Origin of the sequence: Streptomyces sp. NPDC091416, from assembly GCF_044756845.1 — a bacterium.
GTDB lineage: Bacteria > Actinomycetota > Actinomycetes > Streptomycetales > Streptomycetaceae > Streptomyces.
The window spans coordinates 93,841-109,679 of sequence record NZ_JBIVTU010000005.1 but is presented as its reverse complement, the minus strand read 5'-3'; the positions used below and the strand labels follow the sequence as shown (position 1 = coordinate 109,679).

At 71.5% G+C, this 15,839-nt stretch carries 11 protein-coding genes; 8 read left to right on the top strand and 3 right to left on the bottom strand.

Annotated elements, in window-relative coordinates; all coding sequences use genetic code 11:
• Positions 1–7: 7 nt before the first annotated feature.
• Together yicI and xylB are read right to left on the bottom strand one after the other, a co-directional pair.
• Positions 8–2,263, bottom strand: a complete 2,256-nt coding sequence (gene yicI / locus ACIQMX_RS16790) for an alpha-xylosidase (protein WP_402478662.1) — start codon at positions 2,261–2,263, stop codon at positions 8–10.
• Positions 2,264–2,313: 50 nt separating this feature from the next.
• The gene (xylB, locus tag ACIQMX_RS16785) at positions 2,314–3,798 is read right to left on the bottom strand and encodes a xylulokinase (RefSeq protein ID WP_363074216.1); all 1,485 of its coding nucleotides are present in this window, start codon (positions 3,796–3,798) and stop codon (positions 2,314–2,316) included.
• Between the two features lie 267 nt (positions 3,799–4,065).
• Between xylB and xylA the strand changes: the two genes are divergently transcribed.
• The 5 genes from xylA (at position 4,066) to ACIQMX_RS16760 (ending at position 9,884) form a co-directional block, all read left to right on the top strand.
• Complete coding sequence (gene xylA / locus ACIQMX_RS16780) at positions 4,066–5,235, top strand: xylose isomerase (protein WP_363074214.1); 1,170 nt, start codon at positions 4,066–4,068, stop codon at positions 5,233–5,235.
• A 179-nt stretch (positions 5,236–5,414) separates the two neighbouring features.
• Positions 5,415–6,653: a sugar ABC transporter substrate-binding protein gene (locus ACIQMX_RS16775; RefSeq protein WP_363074244.1), complete on the top strand. Its 1,239-nt coding sequence runs from the start codon at positions 5,415–5,417 to the stop codon at positions 6,651–6,653.
• Between the two features lie 11 nt (positions 6,654–6,664).
• Positions 6,665–7,636, top strand: a complete 972-nt coding sequence (locus ACIQMX_RS16770; protein ID WP_363074212.1) for a sugar ABC transporter permease — start codon at positions 6,665–6,667, stop codon at positions 7,634–7,636.
• Positions 7,637–7,641: 5 nt separating this feature from the next.
• Positions 7,642–8,496, top strand: coding sequence for a carbohydrate ABC transporter permease (locus ACIQMX_RS16765; protein ID WP_363074210.1), 855 nt, complete (start codon positions 7,642–7,644; stop codon positions 8,494–8,496).
• A gap of 8 nt (positions 8,497–8,504) precedes the next feature.
• Positions 8,505–9,884, top strand: a complete 1,380-nt coding sequence (locus tag ACIQMX_RS16760; protein ID WP_363074208.1) for a GH1 family beta-glucosidase — start codon at positions 8,505–8,507, stop codon at positions 9,882–9,884.
• A gap of 69 nt (positions 9,885–9,953) precedes the next feature.
• On the opposite strand, the gene ACIQMX_RS16755 is transcribed toward ACIQMX_RS16760, so the two are convergent.
• Positions 9,954–11,183, bottom strand: coding sequence for an ROK family transcriptional regulator (locus ACIQMX_RS16755; protein ID WP_363074242.1), 1,230 nt, complete (start codon positions 11,181–11,183; stop codon positions 9,954–9,956).
• Between the two features lie 444 nt (positions 11,184–11,627).
• On the opposite strand from ACIQMX_RS16755, the gene ACIQMX_RS16750 reads away from it, so the two are divergent.
• The 3 genes from ACIQMX_RS16750 to ACIQMX_RS16740 all read left to right on the top strand — a co-directional run bounded on the left by ACIQMX_RS16750 (position 11,628) and on the right by ACIQMX_RS16740 (position 15,766).
• Positions 11,628–13,718, top strand: coding sequence for an FUSC family protein (locus ACIQMX_RS16750; protein ID WP_402478656.1), 2,091 nt, complete (start codon positions 11,628–11,630; stop codon positions 13,716–13,718).
• A 170-nt stretch (positions 13,719–13,888) separates the two neighbouring features.
• The gene (locus ACIQMX_RS16745) at positions 13,889–14,740 is read left to right on the top strand and encodes a VCBS repeat-containing protein (protein ID WP_363074204.1); all 852 of its coding nucleotides are present in this window, start codon (positions 13,889–13,891) and stop codon (positions 14,738–14,740) included.
• Positions 14,741–14,854: 114 nt separating this feature from the next.
• The gene (locus tag ACIQMX_RS16740; protein WP_363074202.1) at positions 14,855–15,766 is read left to right on the top strand and encodes a VCBS repeat-containing protein; all 912 of its coding nucleotides are present in this window, start codon (positions 14,855–14,857) and stop codon (positions 15,764–15,766) included.
• Positions 15,767–15,839: the final 73 nt, after the last annotated feature.

The window sequence follows — 15,839 nt, the reverse complement described above, 5'->3', positions numbered from 1 at the left end:
CCCGTCCTCAGCCCTTGACGACGGCCAGCGCCGCGTCACCGACGACCACGACCTCGTACGGCCGGTCCGTGTCCGAGGTGACGCGCAGCGTGCCGCCCTCGCGGACCAGTTCGTACGTGGCGGCCGGGGCGCCCGTGAGGTCGGGGACCGTCACCGTGCGGGTGAAGTCGCCGAGGCCCTCGGGGGCGTACACGCGCAGCTGGAGGTCCTGCGTCCAGTCGGCGTCCGGGCGCGAGGTGTCCGCGCCCAGCGGCAGGACCGCGCCGGGGCGGACCAGCAGCGGGAGGCTGTCGAAGCCGTGGGTGCCGTGGTGCCAGGCGGGGCCGGTGACGGTCTCGCCGGTCAGGAAGTGGGTCCAGGTGCCCTCGGGGACGTAGTACTCGACCTGGCCGTCCTCGCTGAAGACCGGGGCCACGAGGAGGTCGGCGCCCAGCAGGTACTGGCGGTCCACCGTGCGGGTGGCCGGGTCGTCGGGGAACTCCAGCAGCATCGGGCGCATGGTGGGGACGCCGGTGCGGTGGGCCTCGACGGCGGCTCCGTACAGGTACGGCATGAGGCGGTGCTTGAGTTCGGTGAACTGCTTGGCGACCGCGACCGCCTCGTCACCGAACTCCCACGGCACGCGGTACGAGGAGGAGCCGTGCAGGCGGCTGTGCGAGGAGAGCAGGCCGAAGGCGAGCCAGCGCTTGAAGACCGCCGGGTCGGGCGTGCCCTCGAAGCCGCCGATGTCATGGCTCCAGAAGCCGAAGCCGGACAGGGACAGGGAGAGGCCGCCTCGCAGGGACTCGGCCATCGCCTCGAACGAGGACCAGCAGTCGCCGCCCCAGTGGACCGGGAACTGCTGGCCGCCGGCGGTGGCGGAGCGCGCGAAGAGGACGGCCTCGCCCGCTCCGCGCTCCTTCTCCAGGAGCTCGAAGACGGCCTTGTTGTACAGGTGCGTGTAGTAGTTGTGCATCCGCTCCGGGTCGGAGCCGTCGTGCCAGACGACGTCGGTCGGGATGCGCTCGCCGAAGTCCGTCTTGAAGCCGTCGACGCCCTGGTCGAGGAGGGTCTTCAGCTTGGCCTGGAACCAGGCGGTGGCCTCGGGGTTGGTGAAGTCGACCAGCGCCATGCCGGCCTGCCACTTGTCCCACTGCCAGACGTCGCCCTCGGGCGTGAGGACGAAGTAGCCCTTCTCCGCACCCTCCGCGTACAGGGCGCTCTTCTGCGCGATGTACGGGTTGATCCAGACGCAGATCTTCAGGCCCTTGTCCTTGAGCCGGGCGAGCATGCCCTCCGGGTCGGGGAAGGTGTCCGGGTCCCATTCGAAGTCGCACCACTGGTACTCGCGCATCCAGAAGCAGTCGAAGTGGAAGACGGAGAGCGGGATGCCGCGCTCGGCCATGCCGTCCACGAACGAGGTGACGGTCGCCTCGTCGTAGTTGGTGGTGAACGAGGTGGTCAGCCAGAGGCCGAACGACCAGGCCGGCGGCAGTGCCGGGCGGCCGGTGAGCGCGGTGTAGCGGGTGAGGACGTCCTTGGGCGTGGGGCCGGCGACGACGAAGTACTCCAGGACCTGGTCCTCGACGCTGAACTGCACCTGGCCGACGGCTTCGGAACCGACCTCGAAGGAGACCTTGCCGGGGTGGTTGACGAAGACGCCGTAGCCGCGCGAGGAGAGGTAGAACGGGACGTTCTTGTACGCCTGTTCGCTGCTGGTGCCGCCGTCCGCCTGCCACATGTCGACGACCTGGCCGTTCTTGACGTACGGGGTGAACCGCTCGCCGAGGCCGTGGATCGTCTCGCCGACGCCGAGGGCGAGCTGGGCGAACATGTGGTGGCCGCCGTCCTGGACCGTGGCGAAGGCGGTGCCCTTGCGCCCGGCGGAGGTCAGCGGGCGGCCGTCCGCGTCGAGGAACTCCAGACCGAAGCCGCCCTCGGTGGGCAGGCGCAGGGTGAGCGGTCCACTGGTGAGCTCGGCGGTGGGACCGTCGTCGCGCGTGGTGGCCGCGGTGTCGCCGGTGGCACCGGGGAGACCGAAGTCCGGGCCGGGGCGGCGCTTGCCGGCGAGGTGGGTGAGGCGGACGCCGATGACTCCTTCGGCGGCGGCGTACGCCTCCACCGTGATCAGGGGAGCGTTGAGGGTGTCACCGCGCCGCGTCACGCGCTTGACGGCGGCATGGGCGGTGAGGCGGTCGGCGTCGAGGCGGAGGTCGCGGATCTCGGTGGCGTACGAGGCGTTCACACCGTCTCGCATCTGCCAGAAGCCGTCGGTGAACTTCATGGGGGGGTTCTTCCTTAAGCGGTGGTACGGGGAGTGTTCGGGGTACGTCGTCAGGGTTGCGGCGTCAGGAGGGCGGGGGCCGCCCGGTCCAGGACCGAGGTCACCCGGTCCCAGGTGGCCGCGTCCCTGGGCACGGCGGGCAGTTCCCGGCCCTCGCCGCTGCCCCACTCGGTCGCCAGGGCCACCGGGTCGCGGCCGGTGGCGGCGCCCGCGGCGAGGGCGGCCGCGCCCAGGGCGACCAGCTCGCCGGAGTCCGGAAGGATCACCGCACGCCCGGACAGGCGGCGCACGGTCTCCACCCACATCGTGCCCTTCGCTCCCCCGCCGATCAGGCGCAGCGGCGCGTCGGGCGCGTCGAGAGGAAGCTCGTCCAGGGCGCGCAGCACGGCGACGACCGCGCCCTCGTAGGCGGCGCCGAGGATCTGCTGCCGGGTCGTGTCGTGCCGCAGCCCGTGCAGGAGCCCGGAGGCGGCCGGGAGGTCCGGGGTGCGCTCGCCGTCCAGGAAGGGCAGCAGCACGGCCTCGCCGCCGGGCGCGGCCTCCTCGCGGTCCAGGCCGAGCAGCTCGGCGACCTTGTCCACGGCGAGGGTGCAGTTCAGGGTGCAGCCCAGCGGGAGGCGGGTGCCGTCGGTGGCGGCGAAGCCGGCGAGGAGCGCGGAGTGCGGGCGGTTGCGGGTCGCGGCGAAGACCGTGCCCGAGGTGCCGAGGCTGACGACGGGGTGGTCGAGGAGTCCTTCGGCGCCCAGGCCCAGGCCCACCGCGGCGGCCATGTTGTCGCCGGTTCCGGCGGCGACGGGGATGCCGGCGGGCAGGCCCAGGGCGCGGGCGGCCTCGGCGGTGAGGTGTCCGGCGCGGGTGGCCCCGGTGGCGGCGACCGTGGAGAGCATGTCCGCGCGGATGCCGGTGAGGGCGAGCAGCTCGGGGTCGTAACCCTGGGTGGCGGGGTTGTACCAGCAGGTGCCGGAGGCGTCGCCGGGGTCGGTGACGGCGGCGCCGGTCAGCCGTTCGGTGAGGAAGTCGTGCGGGAGGCGGACGGCGGCGGTCGCGGCGGCCGTGGCCGGTTCGTTCTCGCGCAGCCACTGCCACTTCGACGCGGTCATCGAGGCGACGGGGACCGAGCCGGTGCGATCCAGCCAGGTCTCCCGGCCGAGTGCGGCGGTGAGGGCGGCTGCCTGCGGGGCGGAGCGGGTGTCGTTCCACAGGAGGGCGGGGCGCAGCGGGCGGCCGTCGGCGTCGAGCGTGACGAGGCCGTGCTGCTGGCCGGCCACGGCGATGCCGGTGACGGCTGCCGGGTCCAGGCCCGATTCGGCGAGGGCGGCGGCGACGGCCGAGCACAGGGCCTGCCACCACTGCTCGGGGTCGCTCTCGCGGGCGCCGCCCTGTCCGGTCACGGTGTGCGGGGCCCGGCCGACGGCGAGCAGGCGGCCGGTGGCGGTGTCGACCACGGCCGCCTTGGTGGACTGGGTGGAGCTGTCCACGCCGATGACGGCCGATACCGGTGCGGTGGCCGGGTTTCTGGCTGGTCGCGACGGCATGTCGTACCTCGTTCCTGTGAGTCCCGATTTTGATCGTACACAAAACAAATAATTCTTCGAAGCGCTTCGACGCACACAGAAGCCGCCGACACCCTGCCCCGCCTGGGCCGCAAGACCCCACAGCGGACTGCCATGTTGTCCCTATGTGACGCATGTGTCACAGAAGTGGTCTAGAAACAAACGCCAAGATGCCGTATTAGTACTGCCAGCAAACAAATCGGTCGGACGGCAGAGCAGCCGCCCGGGCCATGTCGAAGAGGCAGCAGAATGTCGAATCGCTTCACCCCCACCCCCGCCGACCGGTTCACCTTCGGGCTCTGGACCGTCGGCTGGCGAGGCAACGACCCCTTCGGTGACGCCACCCGCCCCGCTCTGGACCCGGTCGAGTCCGTCGAGCGTCTCGCGGAACTCGGCGCACACGGTGTGACGTTCCACGACGACGACCTGATCCCGTTCGGGTCCTCGGACTCCGAGCGCGCCGCGATCGTGTCCCGTTTCAAGGGCGCACTGGACCGCACCGGTCTCAAGGTCCCCATGGCCACCACCAACCTCTTCACGCACCCCGTCTTCAAGGACGGCGGCTTCACCGCCAACGACCGCGACGTCCGCCGCTTCGCGCTGCGCAAGGTCATCCGCAACATCGATCTCGCCGTCGAGCTGGGCGCCGAGACGTATGTCGCCTGGGGCGGCCGCGAGGGCGCCGAGTCCGGCGGGGCCAAGGACGTGCGCGTCGCGCTGGACCGGATGAAGGAAGCGTTCGACCTGCTCGGCGAGTACGTCGTGGACCAGGGCTACGACCTGAAGTTCGCGATCGAGCCCAAGCCGAACGAGCCGCGCGGCGACATCCTGCTCCCCACCGTCGGCCACGCCCTGGCGTTCATCGAGCGCCTGGAGCGCCCGGAGATGTACGGCGTGAACCCCGAGGTCGGTCACGAGCAGATGGCCGGGCTGAACTTCGCGCACGGCATCGCGCAGGCCCTGTGGGCGGGCAAGCTCTTCCACATCGACCTCAACGGCCAGTCCGGCATCAAGTACGACCAGGACTTCCGCTTCGGCGCCGGCGACCTGCGCCAGGCCTTCTGGCTCGTCGACCTGCTGGAGAGCTCGGACTACGCGGGCCCGCTGCACTTCGACTTCAAGCCGGTGCGCACCGACGGCATCGACGGGGTCTGGGAGTCCGCGAAGAACTGCATGCGCAACTACCTGATCCTCAAGGAGCGCGCGCTGGCGTTCCGCGCGGACCCGGCCGTCCAGCAGGCGCTGGCCGCCTCGCGTCTGGACGAGCTGGCGCAGCCCACCGCCGCCGACGGCGTCAAGGCCCTGATCGCGGACCGTTCCGCGTACGAGGACTTCGACGTGGACGGCGCCGCCGAGCGCTCGATGGCCTTCGAGGCGCTCGACCAGCTCGCCATGGAGCACCTGCTCGGCGTCAGCTGACCCCACCGGGGTGTCCGGGGCGGACCTCCGCCGCCGGACACCCCGCTCTCCCCGCGCGCGGGCCTGCCGGACCCGCGCCCGGGCGGACGGATCCACCTCGTCGGGACACAGTGGTCCCCCCGGGCCCGGCACCCCTCTCACGCAAGGGCACCATCGTGACAGCACCTTCTCCGGACGGCATGCGCCAGCCGCGCCGCCGTCATCACCGGCGGGTCATCGTCCCGCTCACCGTCGTCTCCGCGCTGGTCGGCGGCGTCGTCCTGTCCGGCTGCGGGCAGCAGCGGGACCCTGACGTGTACACCGTCATGAACTCGTCGACCGACGAGTCCTACCACCGCTGGGACGCCCAGACGCTGGCCCGGTGCAGCAAGACGCTCGGGGTGAAGATCGAGCAGCAGAGCGTCCCCGCCTCGCAGGTGATGACGAAGGCCCTGCGGATGGCGTCCTCGAAGTCGCTGCCGGACGTGCTCCAGCTGGACGCCTCCGAGATGCCGACGTTCGCCGAGGCGGGCGGGCTGATCCCGCTGAAGGACCTCGGTCTGACGACGAAGGACATCCCCGAGGGAATCGTCAACTTCGGCTCGTACCAGGGGAAGTACTACGGGGCGGCGCGCACCGTGAACACCCTGGCGCTGTTCTACAACAAGGACACCCTCGACAAGGCCGGCCTGGAGGTGCCCACCACCTGGGCCGAGATGCAGGCGACCGCGAAGAAGCTGACGCAGGGCAAGCGGTACGGAATCGCGCTCAGCGCGGGCGGCGCGGAGGACGGCGTCTTCCAGTTCGCCCCGTTCATGTGGTCCAACGGCGGCGACGAGACGAAGCTCGACAGCCCGCAGGTGGCAGGCGCGCTGGACTACTGGAAGGCCCTCCTCAAGGACGGCTCGCTGTCCAAGTCGACGGTCAACTGGACCCAGGCCGATGTGAACGACCAGTTCATGGCCGGCAACGCGGCCATGATGATCAACGGTCCGTGGCAGGTCGAGAGCCTCAACGCCAAGAAGGGGCTGAACTGGGGCATCGCCCAGATCCCCGTTCCGAAGGCGGGTGACGACTCGGTGGGCCCGCTGGGCGGCGGAATCCTGACCGTCCCCAACACCGGCGACGAGGAGCGGGAGAAGATGTCCGCCCGCATCATCGGCTGCATGTCGGGTGAGCAGGAGCAGATCACCTACGCGATCAACAGCTGGATGGTCCCGGCCAACGAGAAGGCCGCCGCCGTGTGGCGTACCAAGGCGCCGGAACTGTCGGCCCTCGCCGACCAGGTCGCCACGGCCCGTTCACGTACCGCGAAGCTCGGCGCGCAGTGGTCGTCCGTGTCGCTGGCCCTGCAGAGCGCCTTCCAGTCCGCGCTCACCGGCGAGTCCAGCGAGGCCGCTCTCAAGCGTGCCCAGCAGCAGGTCACGAGCGGGAACTGAGGTAACGAACCATGTCATCCACCACAGCCTCGGCCGCCGCGCTGCCGGCCGACCCGAAGGCCCCCGCGGCCGGTGCGGTCAAGAAGCCGGTGAACCCGCGGAGCGCCAAGCGGCGCCGGACCCTCGCCCAGTGGGGGTTCATCGCCCCCGCCGTGATCTTCATGGCGCTGTTCTTCGGCTACCCGCTCGTCCGCAACATCGTGATGAGCTTCCAGGACTACTCGCCGTCCACGTTCTTCACCGGCGAGGCGCCGTTCAACGGCTTCGACAACTGGAGCAACGTCTTCAACGACGGGCTGTTCGGCAAGGCCCTGTGGCAGACGATCCTCTTCACGATCGGCTCGCTCGTCGGCCAGTTCTGCATCGGCCTGGGCCTCGCCGTCTTCTTCACCCGCCGCTTCCCGCTGAACGGGATCCTGCGCTCGCTGATCCTGCTGCCGTGGCTGGTCCCGATGGTCGTCTCCGGCATCGTGTGGCGGCGCATCTTCGACCAGGACACCGGTGTCCTCAACTCCTTCCTGGGCACCATCGGCCTCCCCGGTGACACCCCGTGGCTGACGAGCACCAGCATGGCGCTGATCTCGGTGATCCTGGTGAACATCTGGATCGGCATCCCGTTCAACATGGTGATCCTCTACGGCGGCCTCCAGGAGGTCCCCAAGGAGCTGAACGAGGCCGCCTCGCTCGACGGCGCGTCCGCCTGGCGCACGTTCCGCTCGGTCACCCTGCCCATGCTCAAGCCCGTCATCACCGTGGTGCTGGTGCTCGGCTTCATGTCGACGGTGAAGATCCTCGACCTGGTCCTGGCCCTCACCGACGGCGGCCCCGCCGACTCCACCCAGACGCTCGGCACGCTCACGTACCAGAACTCCTTCGTCCAGATGGACTTCGGGGCCGGTGCCGTGGTCGGCAACATCCTGATCCTGATCTCCGCCGTCTTCGCGGTGTTCTACCTGCGGGCCAACCGCAACGAGGGGAAGTGACCGGCATGGCGACCACCACCCAGATCCCCGCCGCCCCGGCTCCCGCCGTCCACCGGCCGAAGCGCCGCTGGGGGGCGACCGTCCTCGGCGTCGTCATCCTCGCGGTGATGCTGTTCCCGCTGTACTGGATGATCAACACCGCGCTGCAGCCGGACGCGAGCCTGGTCGACGTCGGCCCGGTCCCGACCGGCGTGGACTTCTCCGGCTTCACCTCCGCCCTCACCGAGCAGGGCGGCAACCTGCTGACCTCACTGGCCGTGGCGCTCGGCGCCGTGGCCATCTGCCTGGCCATCTCCGCACCGGCGGCGTACGGCCTGGCTCAGTTCAACCTGCGCGGCGGCAAGACGATCGTCTTCGGCACCCTCATCACCCAGATGGTGCCGGGCATCGTCATCGCGAACGCCCTGTACAGCGCGTACGTGGACCTCGGCCTGGTCAACTCCTACTTCGGCCTGATGCTGGCGGACGCCTCGCTGGGCATCCCGTTCGCCATCGTGCTGATGCGCTCGTTCATGGTGTCCATCCCGCGCGAGGTCATCGAGGCGGCCGAGGTCGACGGCGCCGGCCGCATCCGTACGTTCATCCAGGTCGTGCTCCCGATGAGCCGCAACTCCCTGATCACCGCGGGCCTGTTCTCGTTCCTGTACGCGTGGAGCGACTTCATGTTCGCCCTGACGCTGAACACCACGGACGACGTCAAGCCGATCACACTGGGCATCTACCAGTACATCGGCGCCCACGTCGGTGACTGGGGCTCGGTCATGGCGGCTTCGGTCCTCTCGGCCGTGCCCGCCGCGGTCCTGCTCGTCCTGTCCCAGAAATACATCGCCGCCGGGATCACCGGCGGCTCGGTCAAGTAAGGGTTTCCATGAGTGACTTCCCGGTCTTCCCGCCCGGATTCGTCTTCGGCGCGGCCACGGCCTCGTACCAGATCGAGGGCGCCGTGGATGAAGACGGCCGCGGGCCGTCCATCTGGGACACCTACAGCCACACGCCGGGGAGGACCGACGGCGGTGACACGGGTGACGTGGCGTGCGACCACTACCACCGCTACCCCGAGGACGTGGCGCTGCTCCGTGACCTCGGCGTGGACTCGTACCGCTTCTCGATCGCCTGGTCGCGCATCCAGCCCGAGGGCGCCGGGGCGGTCAACGCCAAGGGCCTGGACTTCTACTCCCGGCTGGTCGACGAGCTCCTCGAAGCGGGCATAGAGCCGGCCGCCACCCTCTACCACTGGGACCTGCCGCAGGCCTTGGAGGACAAGGGCGGCTGGCGGGTCCGCGAGACCGCCGAGCGCTTCGGGGAGTACACGGCGATCATGGCGGAGCACCTGGGCGACCGGGTGCCGCGCTGGATCACGCTGAACGAGCCGTGGTGCAGCGCGTTCCTCGGCTACTCGGTGGGCCGCCACGCGCCCGGCGCGAAGGAGGGACGCGGGGCCCTGGCCGCCGCGCACCACCTGCTCGTCGGCCACGGTCACGCGATGACCGCGCTGCGCGCGGCGGGCGTCCGCGAGGCGGGCATCACGCTCAACCTGGACCGCAACGTCCCGGCCACCGAGTCGGACGCCGACCTGGCCGCGGTCGTCCGCGCGGACACCCAGCACAACCTCGTGTGGACCGAGCCGATCCTGGCGGGCCGCTACCCGGCCACCGAGGAGGAGACCTGGGGCGAGCTCATCACCGCGCAGGACTTCCGGCGCGAGGGCGACCTGGAGCTGATCTCCCAGCCGATGGACTTCCTGGGCATCAACTACTACCGCCCCATCGTGGTCGCCGCCGCCCCGCACCGCGAGGCCGACCCGGCCCTGCGGGTCGCCACCGACAACCGGTACAGCGAGGGCGAGTACCGGGGCGTCCGCAAGACGGCGATGAACTGGCCGGTCGTGCCCGAGTCCTTCACCGACCTGCTGACCGCACTGAAGCAGACGTACGGGGACGCGCTGCCGCCCGTGCACATCACGGAGAACGGCTCGGCGGAGTTCGACACCGTGGACACCGACGGCTCGGTGCACGACGCGGACCGCGTCGCGTACCTGCAGACGCACCTGACGGCGCTGCGTGCGGCGATGGACGCGGGCGTCGACGTGCGCGGCTACTACGTCTGGTCGCTGCTCGACAACTTCGAGTGGGCGCTGGGTTACGCGAAGCGGTTCGGCATCATCCGGGTCGACTACGACACCCTGGAACGCACGCCGAAGGACAGCTACCGCTGGTACCAGGAGCTGATCGCGGCCCACCGGAAGTAGTCGTATCCGCCCTTGCCGGCCCCCGTCCGCCCTGCTGCGGACGGGGGCCGTTCGCTGTGTGCGGACCCCTCAGCGCGCCGCGTACGCCGCCGGGTCCGCCAGGACCCCGCGCACCACCCGTGCCGCCGCGCCCCGGGCCGCGTCGCCGGAGAGCGAGGAGGCCCGCAGCCCGGTGCCGTCGTCCCGCCACCGGCCCGACACCACCCGGTCCGCGAGCTGCGCCTGGGCCGCGGCGGCGAGCCACGGCATCAGGTCGCGGTAGATGCCGCCGAGCACGACGGTGTCCAGGTCGAAGAGGTTGACGGCACCGGCCAGCACCACGCCCATGCGGTCCCCGGCCGCCCGCAGCACCTCCAGCGTGTCCGTGTCGTCGGACTTCGCCCGCTTCTCCAGCTCGCCGAGTCCCCGCACCCCCGCGGCCGGGTCGATGCCGGCGGCCCGCAGCAGGGCCGCCTGACCGGCGTACTGCTCAAGACAGCCCCGGGCGCCGCACCCGCACAGCGGCCCGTCCGGGTCGACGACCACATGCCCGACCTCCCCCGCGAAACCGTGGGCACCCCGCAGCAGTTCGCCCCGCAGCACCAGCGCACCGCCGACGCCGATCTCGCCCGTGAGGTAGAGAAAGCTGTGGGTGTCGCCGAGGCCGCCGAACCACAGCTCCGCCAGGGCCGCCAGATTGGCCTCGTTGTCGGAACTGACCGCCAGCGCCCGCCCCGCCGGCCGCAGTGTGCTGAGTGCCTGGCCGAAGATGCCTTCGGCCGCGACGCGGTACCAGCCCAGGTTGGGTGCCTGGCGGACCATGCCGCCGGAGACGAGGCCGGGCAGGGCCAGTTCGACACCGACGGCCCGCAGCCCCTGCTCGCCGGTCGAGGTGATGACCCGGTTGGTGAGCCGGGCGGCGTGGGCGAGGACCTCGGCGGGCGGGGTGTTCCGGTTGTCGATGTGCTCGGTGACGCGGACCCGGTCGGTGCCGGTGAGCCCGACCGCGCACACCGATACGTAGTCGATGTTGATCTCGACGCCCAGCCCGGCCGGGCCGGTCTCCGCCACCTTCAGCACGGTGCCGGGGCGTCCCGCGCTTCCGCTGAACGTCTTGCCGGACTCGGTCAGGTGGCCGAGGGACAGCAGCTCCTCGACGAGCGAGGAGACCGCCGCTCTGGTCAGCCCGACGCGGGCCGCCACCCGGGCGCGGGTCACCTCGCCCTCCTCCAGGACGGCACGCAGGACGAGTCCGAGGTTGTTGCGGCGCACGGACTCGGCTCCGGCCTTGGCGCCGGGTGAGGTGGGCTGGATCGTCATCATCAGATCTTCGAGCGTAGGGCCTCGGCCTCCCGCGCGACGCGCCCACCCGCGGACGACCTGCGGTTTCCGTCCGCCGCGGCAGGCCGGACCGAAGATCACGGGCCCCGCGTACACCCGCGGTCTCCGAGCGGTCCGACCGGTCCGAGCGGTCCGACCGGTCCGACCGGTCCGAGCGGTCCGACCGGTCCGACCGGTCCGAGCGGTCCGACCGGTCCGACCGGCAGACAAACCGGCAGCCCGGCAAACCGGCAGTCCGACAGCCCGGCAGTCCGGCAGTCCGGCAGTCCGGCAGTCCGGCAGTCCAAGGGATCACACGCCCGAAACATCACCGCAGCCCGCCCGACAAGTCACCCTGTTACGTTCGGTGTACGCGGCCGCCGTTGCCCGCCCCACCCGCCCCCGGACCACCCGTGGTCCGGCCGGTGAACGAGGAGGTACACGGTGCACGTTCCGGCCGTCCGGTCCGACCGCACGAGGCCGCGGCGCTCCGCGCCCGCCTGGCTCACCCACGCACTGCGCCCGCGCCGGGCCCCGGTACCCCGTACGGCCATGGTGCGCGGCGCGCTCGGCGCGGGCCCCCTGCTCGGCGCGGGTATCGCCCTCGGTCAGCCGGGGCCGGGGGTCCTGGCCGCGCTCGGGGCGATGCTCGCCGGAGTCAACGACCGCCCGGGCACCCGGCGCAAGGGGCTCGTCCACATAGGGCTGCCGGCCGCGGCGGGGTCGCTGGGGCTGCTCCTGGGCGCCGCGGTCGCGGACACGACGGGGCGGTGGGCTGCGGTCCCCGTGCTCTTCCTGGTGGGATGGGTCTCCGGAGCACTGAGTGCCAGGGGCGCCGTGTGGTCGGCGGGCGCCCTCCAGATGCTGGTCGCCACGACGATCGGCATGGGCATGCCGCTGGCCGGTCCCGCATGGCTGAAGGCCCTGTGCTTCCTCTCCGGCGCGGGCTGGCTCGTCCTCCTGCGCCTCCTGCTGCGCGCCCCGCGCTCGCCCGGCGCGACGCGGTGGAGCGGTGAACGCGAGGCCGTCGCCGCCGTGTTCGACGCGCTCGCGGACGCGCTGGGCGCGCTCGGCGGACCGGGTGCGGCTTCCGCCCGGCGCGCCCTGGTCGCCGCGCAGCAGCAGGCCGACGAGGCGTTGCGGCTGATGCGGCTGCTCCCGTGGCCCCACCGGTCCGGCGGGGCCGCGCACGCCCTCGCCGAACGCTTCGGCTCGGGGGTCGCGCTCTGCGAGGCGAGCATCGCGCTGCTGTGGGAGGGCCGTCCGGTCCCGGACGCCGTGGCCGAGGGTCCCCGGCGGCTGGCGGCGGCGGTCCGTTCCGGCGGACCGGCGGGTACGCTGCCGGGCCCGCCGCCGGACACGGTCGAACGGCTCGCCTTCGACCGGGCGGTGCTGGAGGCCGCGGTGGTCTTCGACCGGACGACGGCAGGCGCGGACGCCCCGCAGGACCCCGGCCCCGGCTCCTCCCGTGCGACGGGCCCGCGCTCCGGTCTCCGCCCGGGCCTGTTCACCTCCGCCGGGCGGGAGTACGGGCTGCGAGTGGCGCTCTGCGTCTCGGTCACGGCGGCCGTCGCGCTGCTGCTGCACGAGGACCACTGGTACTGGCTGCCCGCCACCGCCGCCTTCCTGGTGAAGCCCGACATGGGCCCGCTGTTCTCCCGGGTCGTGAACCGGTTCGCCGGGACCGTCGCCGGAGTCCTCGCCTTCGTCGCCCTCATGGCCGCGCCCGGTGGACTCGGCGCGCCCGTGACCGTGGTGGCAGCGGTCGTCGTCGCCGGGGCCCTGGTGCCCCTGTCCACCCGGCACTTCGCGTTCCAGACCGCGGTGATCACCGTGCTCGTGCTGTCGTTCGTGCACACCGCGGGTGACACCGAGGCGGCCGCGTCCCGGCTGCTGGAGACCTTCCTGGCCTGTGTCATCGTGCTGCTCGTCGGCCATCTGCCGCTGGTGGCCGACCCCCGCGTACGGGTCGGCCACCGGTTCGCCGTCACGCTGCGCTGCACGGAGCGGTATCTGCGCCATGTCCTGGACACTCCGGACCCGGCCGCGGGCGGACGGCGGCGGGGCGACGCCCGGGACCGGCAGCGGGACGACGTACCGGACGGACTGCCCCGGGACGACGCGCGGGGCCTGGCGTTGCGCGGCGCCGCGTACCGGGCGCTGGCCGAGGCACGGGCCGCCGCGGAGACCGTCGCGGCCGAGCTGCCGGGGCCGTTCGGCGGGCGGCGCCACGACTGGTCGGCGGTGACGGTGGCCGCCGAACTGGTCGTCGACGCGGCGACCGCGTGCGCGCTGCGGGTCGAGAACGGGGTGCCGCGGCCCTCGTCCGGCGAGGCGGAGCGCGTGACGACGGCGCTGTCCGTGCTGGCGGACGCCCTGGAGGACGGCCACCGCACCGCCCGGCCGGCGCCGGGCCCGGGTCCGCGGGACTGCCGGTCGCTGCGGGACGTGATGACGCAGCTGCACGGTATTCACCGGCTGACCGCGGAGGGCGCCGCCGAACCCGCGGCAGCCGGTTCCGTGGCCCGTCCCTGACCTGGGGACCGGGCAACGCCCCGCAGGCGGGGCGCAGATGTCGCTTTGGCGCCTTTCCGTCAAACCCTTGGAGCCGTGAGGGACTCGTGAAAGGATCACATCAATTCCGTGGCGTGTCCCCGTATCCCGCGGCGCGTCACGCCTCGACCCACCATCCATGGAGAACACACGTGGCCAAGATCTCCGGCCGTCTGCCCGGGCGGGCAGCCACCCGCGTCGCCGCCGCCGCGATAACCGCGGCCCTCGTCGGCACCGGCGCCTCCGCGTTCGCGGCGGACACGGGCGACGCGCCCATGTACGGCATCTCGGGCGTGGACAGCACGGGCGCCTCGTACTACTACGCGCCGAACGGCGAGGGCGGCCTGCAGGCCCGCGTCCCGTTCGACACGGGCTGGAAGGACACCAAGTTCCTCGGCCTCGTGGACAGCAACGCCGACAGCGTCGCCGACGGCCGCTGGCAGACCAACGCGGCGGGCGTGCTCAACTACGCCGCCAACGACAACGCCGACCTGAAGAACGTCGGTCACGGCTGGGGCATCTACAACAAGCTCGTCTCCGCGGGCAACCTCGGCGGCGGCGAGGCCGGTGACCTCCTCGGCCGCGACTCCGCCGGATACCTGTACCTGTACCTGGGTTACGGCGACGGCACCGTCACCAAGCGGTACCAGGTCGGCGGTGGCTGGAACGCGTACACGCAGATCGCGGGCAACGGCGACCTGACCGGCGACGGCAAGAACGACATCGTCGCCGTCGACAAGTCCGGCGTCCTGTGGCTCTACAAGGGCACCGGCGACTACAAGTCCCCGTTCACCGCCCGCACCAAGGTCGGCGGTGGCTGGAACACGTACAACACCGTCTTCGCCCCCGGCGACATCGACCTGGACGGCACGACCGACCTCGTCGGCCGGGACGCCAAGGGCGCGCTGTACCTCTACAAGGGCACGGGCAAGGCCTCGGCCCCGTACGGGAACCGCACGCAGATCGGTACCGGTGGCTGGAACACCTACCGTCTTATCTTCTGACCAAAAAGTGAAGGTTTCGCGACCGAAGTCATGACACGATTCGGATGAACCCGTGGCCCGCCTTCCCTCCTGGGGCGGGCGGGTCACTCTTCATCGAGAACCATGGAGTACTTCGTGGCCAAAACCTCTGGCCGTAAGCACAGACGAATAGCCGCCCGTGTGGCAGCCGCGGCGATCACCGCCGCCCTCGTCGGCACCGGCACCTCCGCCGTCGCCGCCGACTCCCCGAGCCCGGTGGCTCCGAGCGCGGTCAACTCCACGCAGCAGCCCGCCGCGGCAGCAGCCGCCGCCGCCACCGTGTCGTCCGCCCTGTACGGGATCGACAAGGCCGGCAACTCCTACGGCTACACGCAGAACCAGAAGGGCGGCTTCCTCGCCCGCAAGTCGAACAGCGACGACAACTGGTCCGACATCAAGGAGCTCGGCCAGGTCAACAACGGCACGGACTCCAAGACCGACGGCCTGTGGGCGCGGGACTACTCCGGCTCGCTGTACTACATGCCCTGGGACTCCGTGGGCTTCCGGGTCGGCGGCGGCTGGAACATCTACAACAAGATGATCTCCGCGGGCAACTTCGGCGGCGCCGGCGCCGGCGACCTGCTGGCCCGTGACAGCTCGGGCGTGCTCTACCTCTACCTGGGTACGGGCAACGGCAAGCTGACGACCCGCTACAAGGTCGGCAGTGGCTGGAACACGTACAGCCAGATCGCGGGCAACGGCGACCTGACCGGCGACGGGAAGCACGACCTCGTCGCCCAGGACAAGTCCGGCGTCCTGTGGCTCTACAAGGGCACCGGCAACTACAAGGCCCCGTTCGCGGCCCGCACCAAGATCGGCCCCGGTTGGAACGCCTACAACCTGCTGATCTCGACGGGTGACCTCGACTACGACGGCAGGGCCGACCTGCTCGCCCGTGACAAGGACGGCATCCTCTGGCGCTACTCCGGCACCGGCAACGCGGCCTCGCCCTACAAGGCGCGCGTGAAGATCGGTGGCGGCTGGAGCACCTACCGGCTGCTCTACTGATCCCGGTAGTCATCTGCCCCACAGCATGAGAGAGGGCCGCACCCCCGTCGCCGGGGGTGCGGCCCTCTCGCCG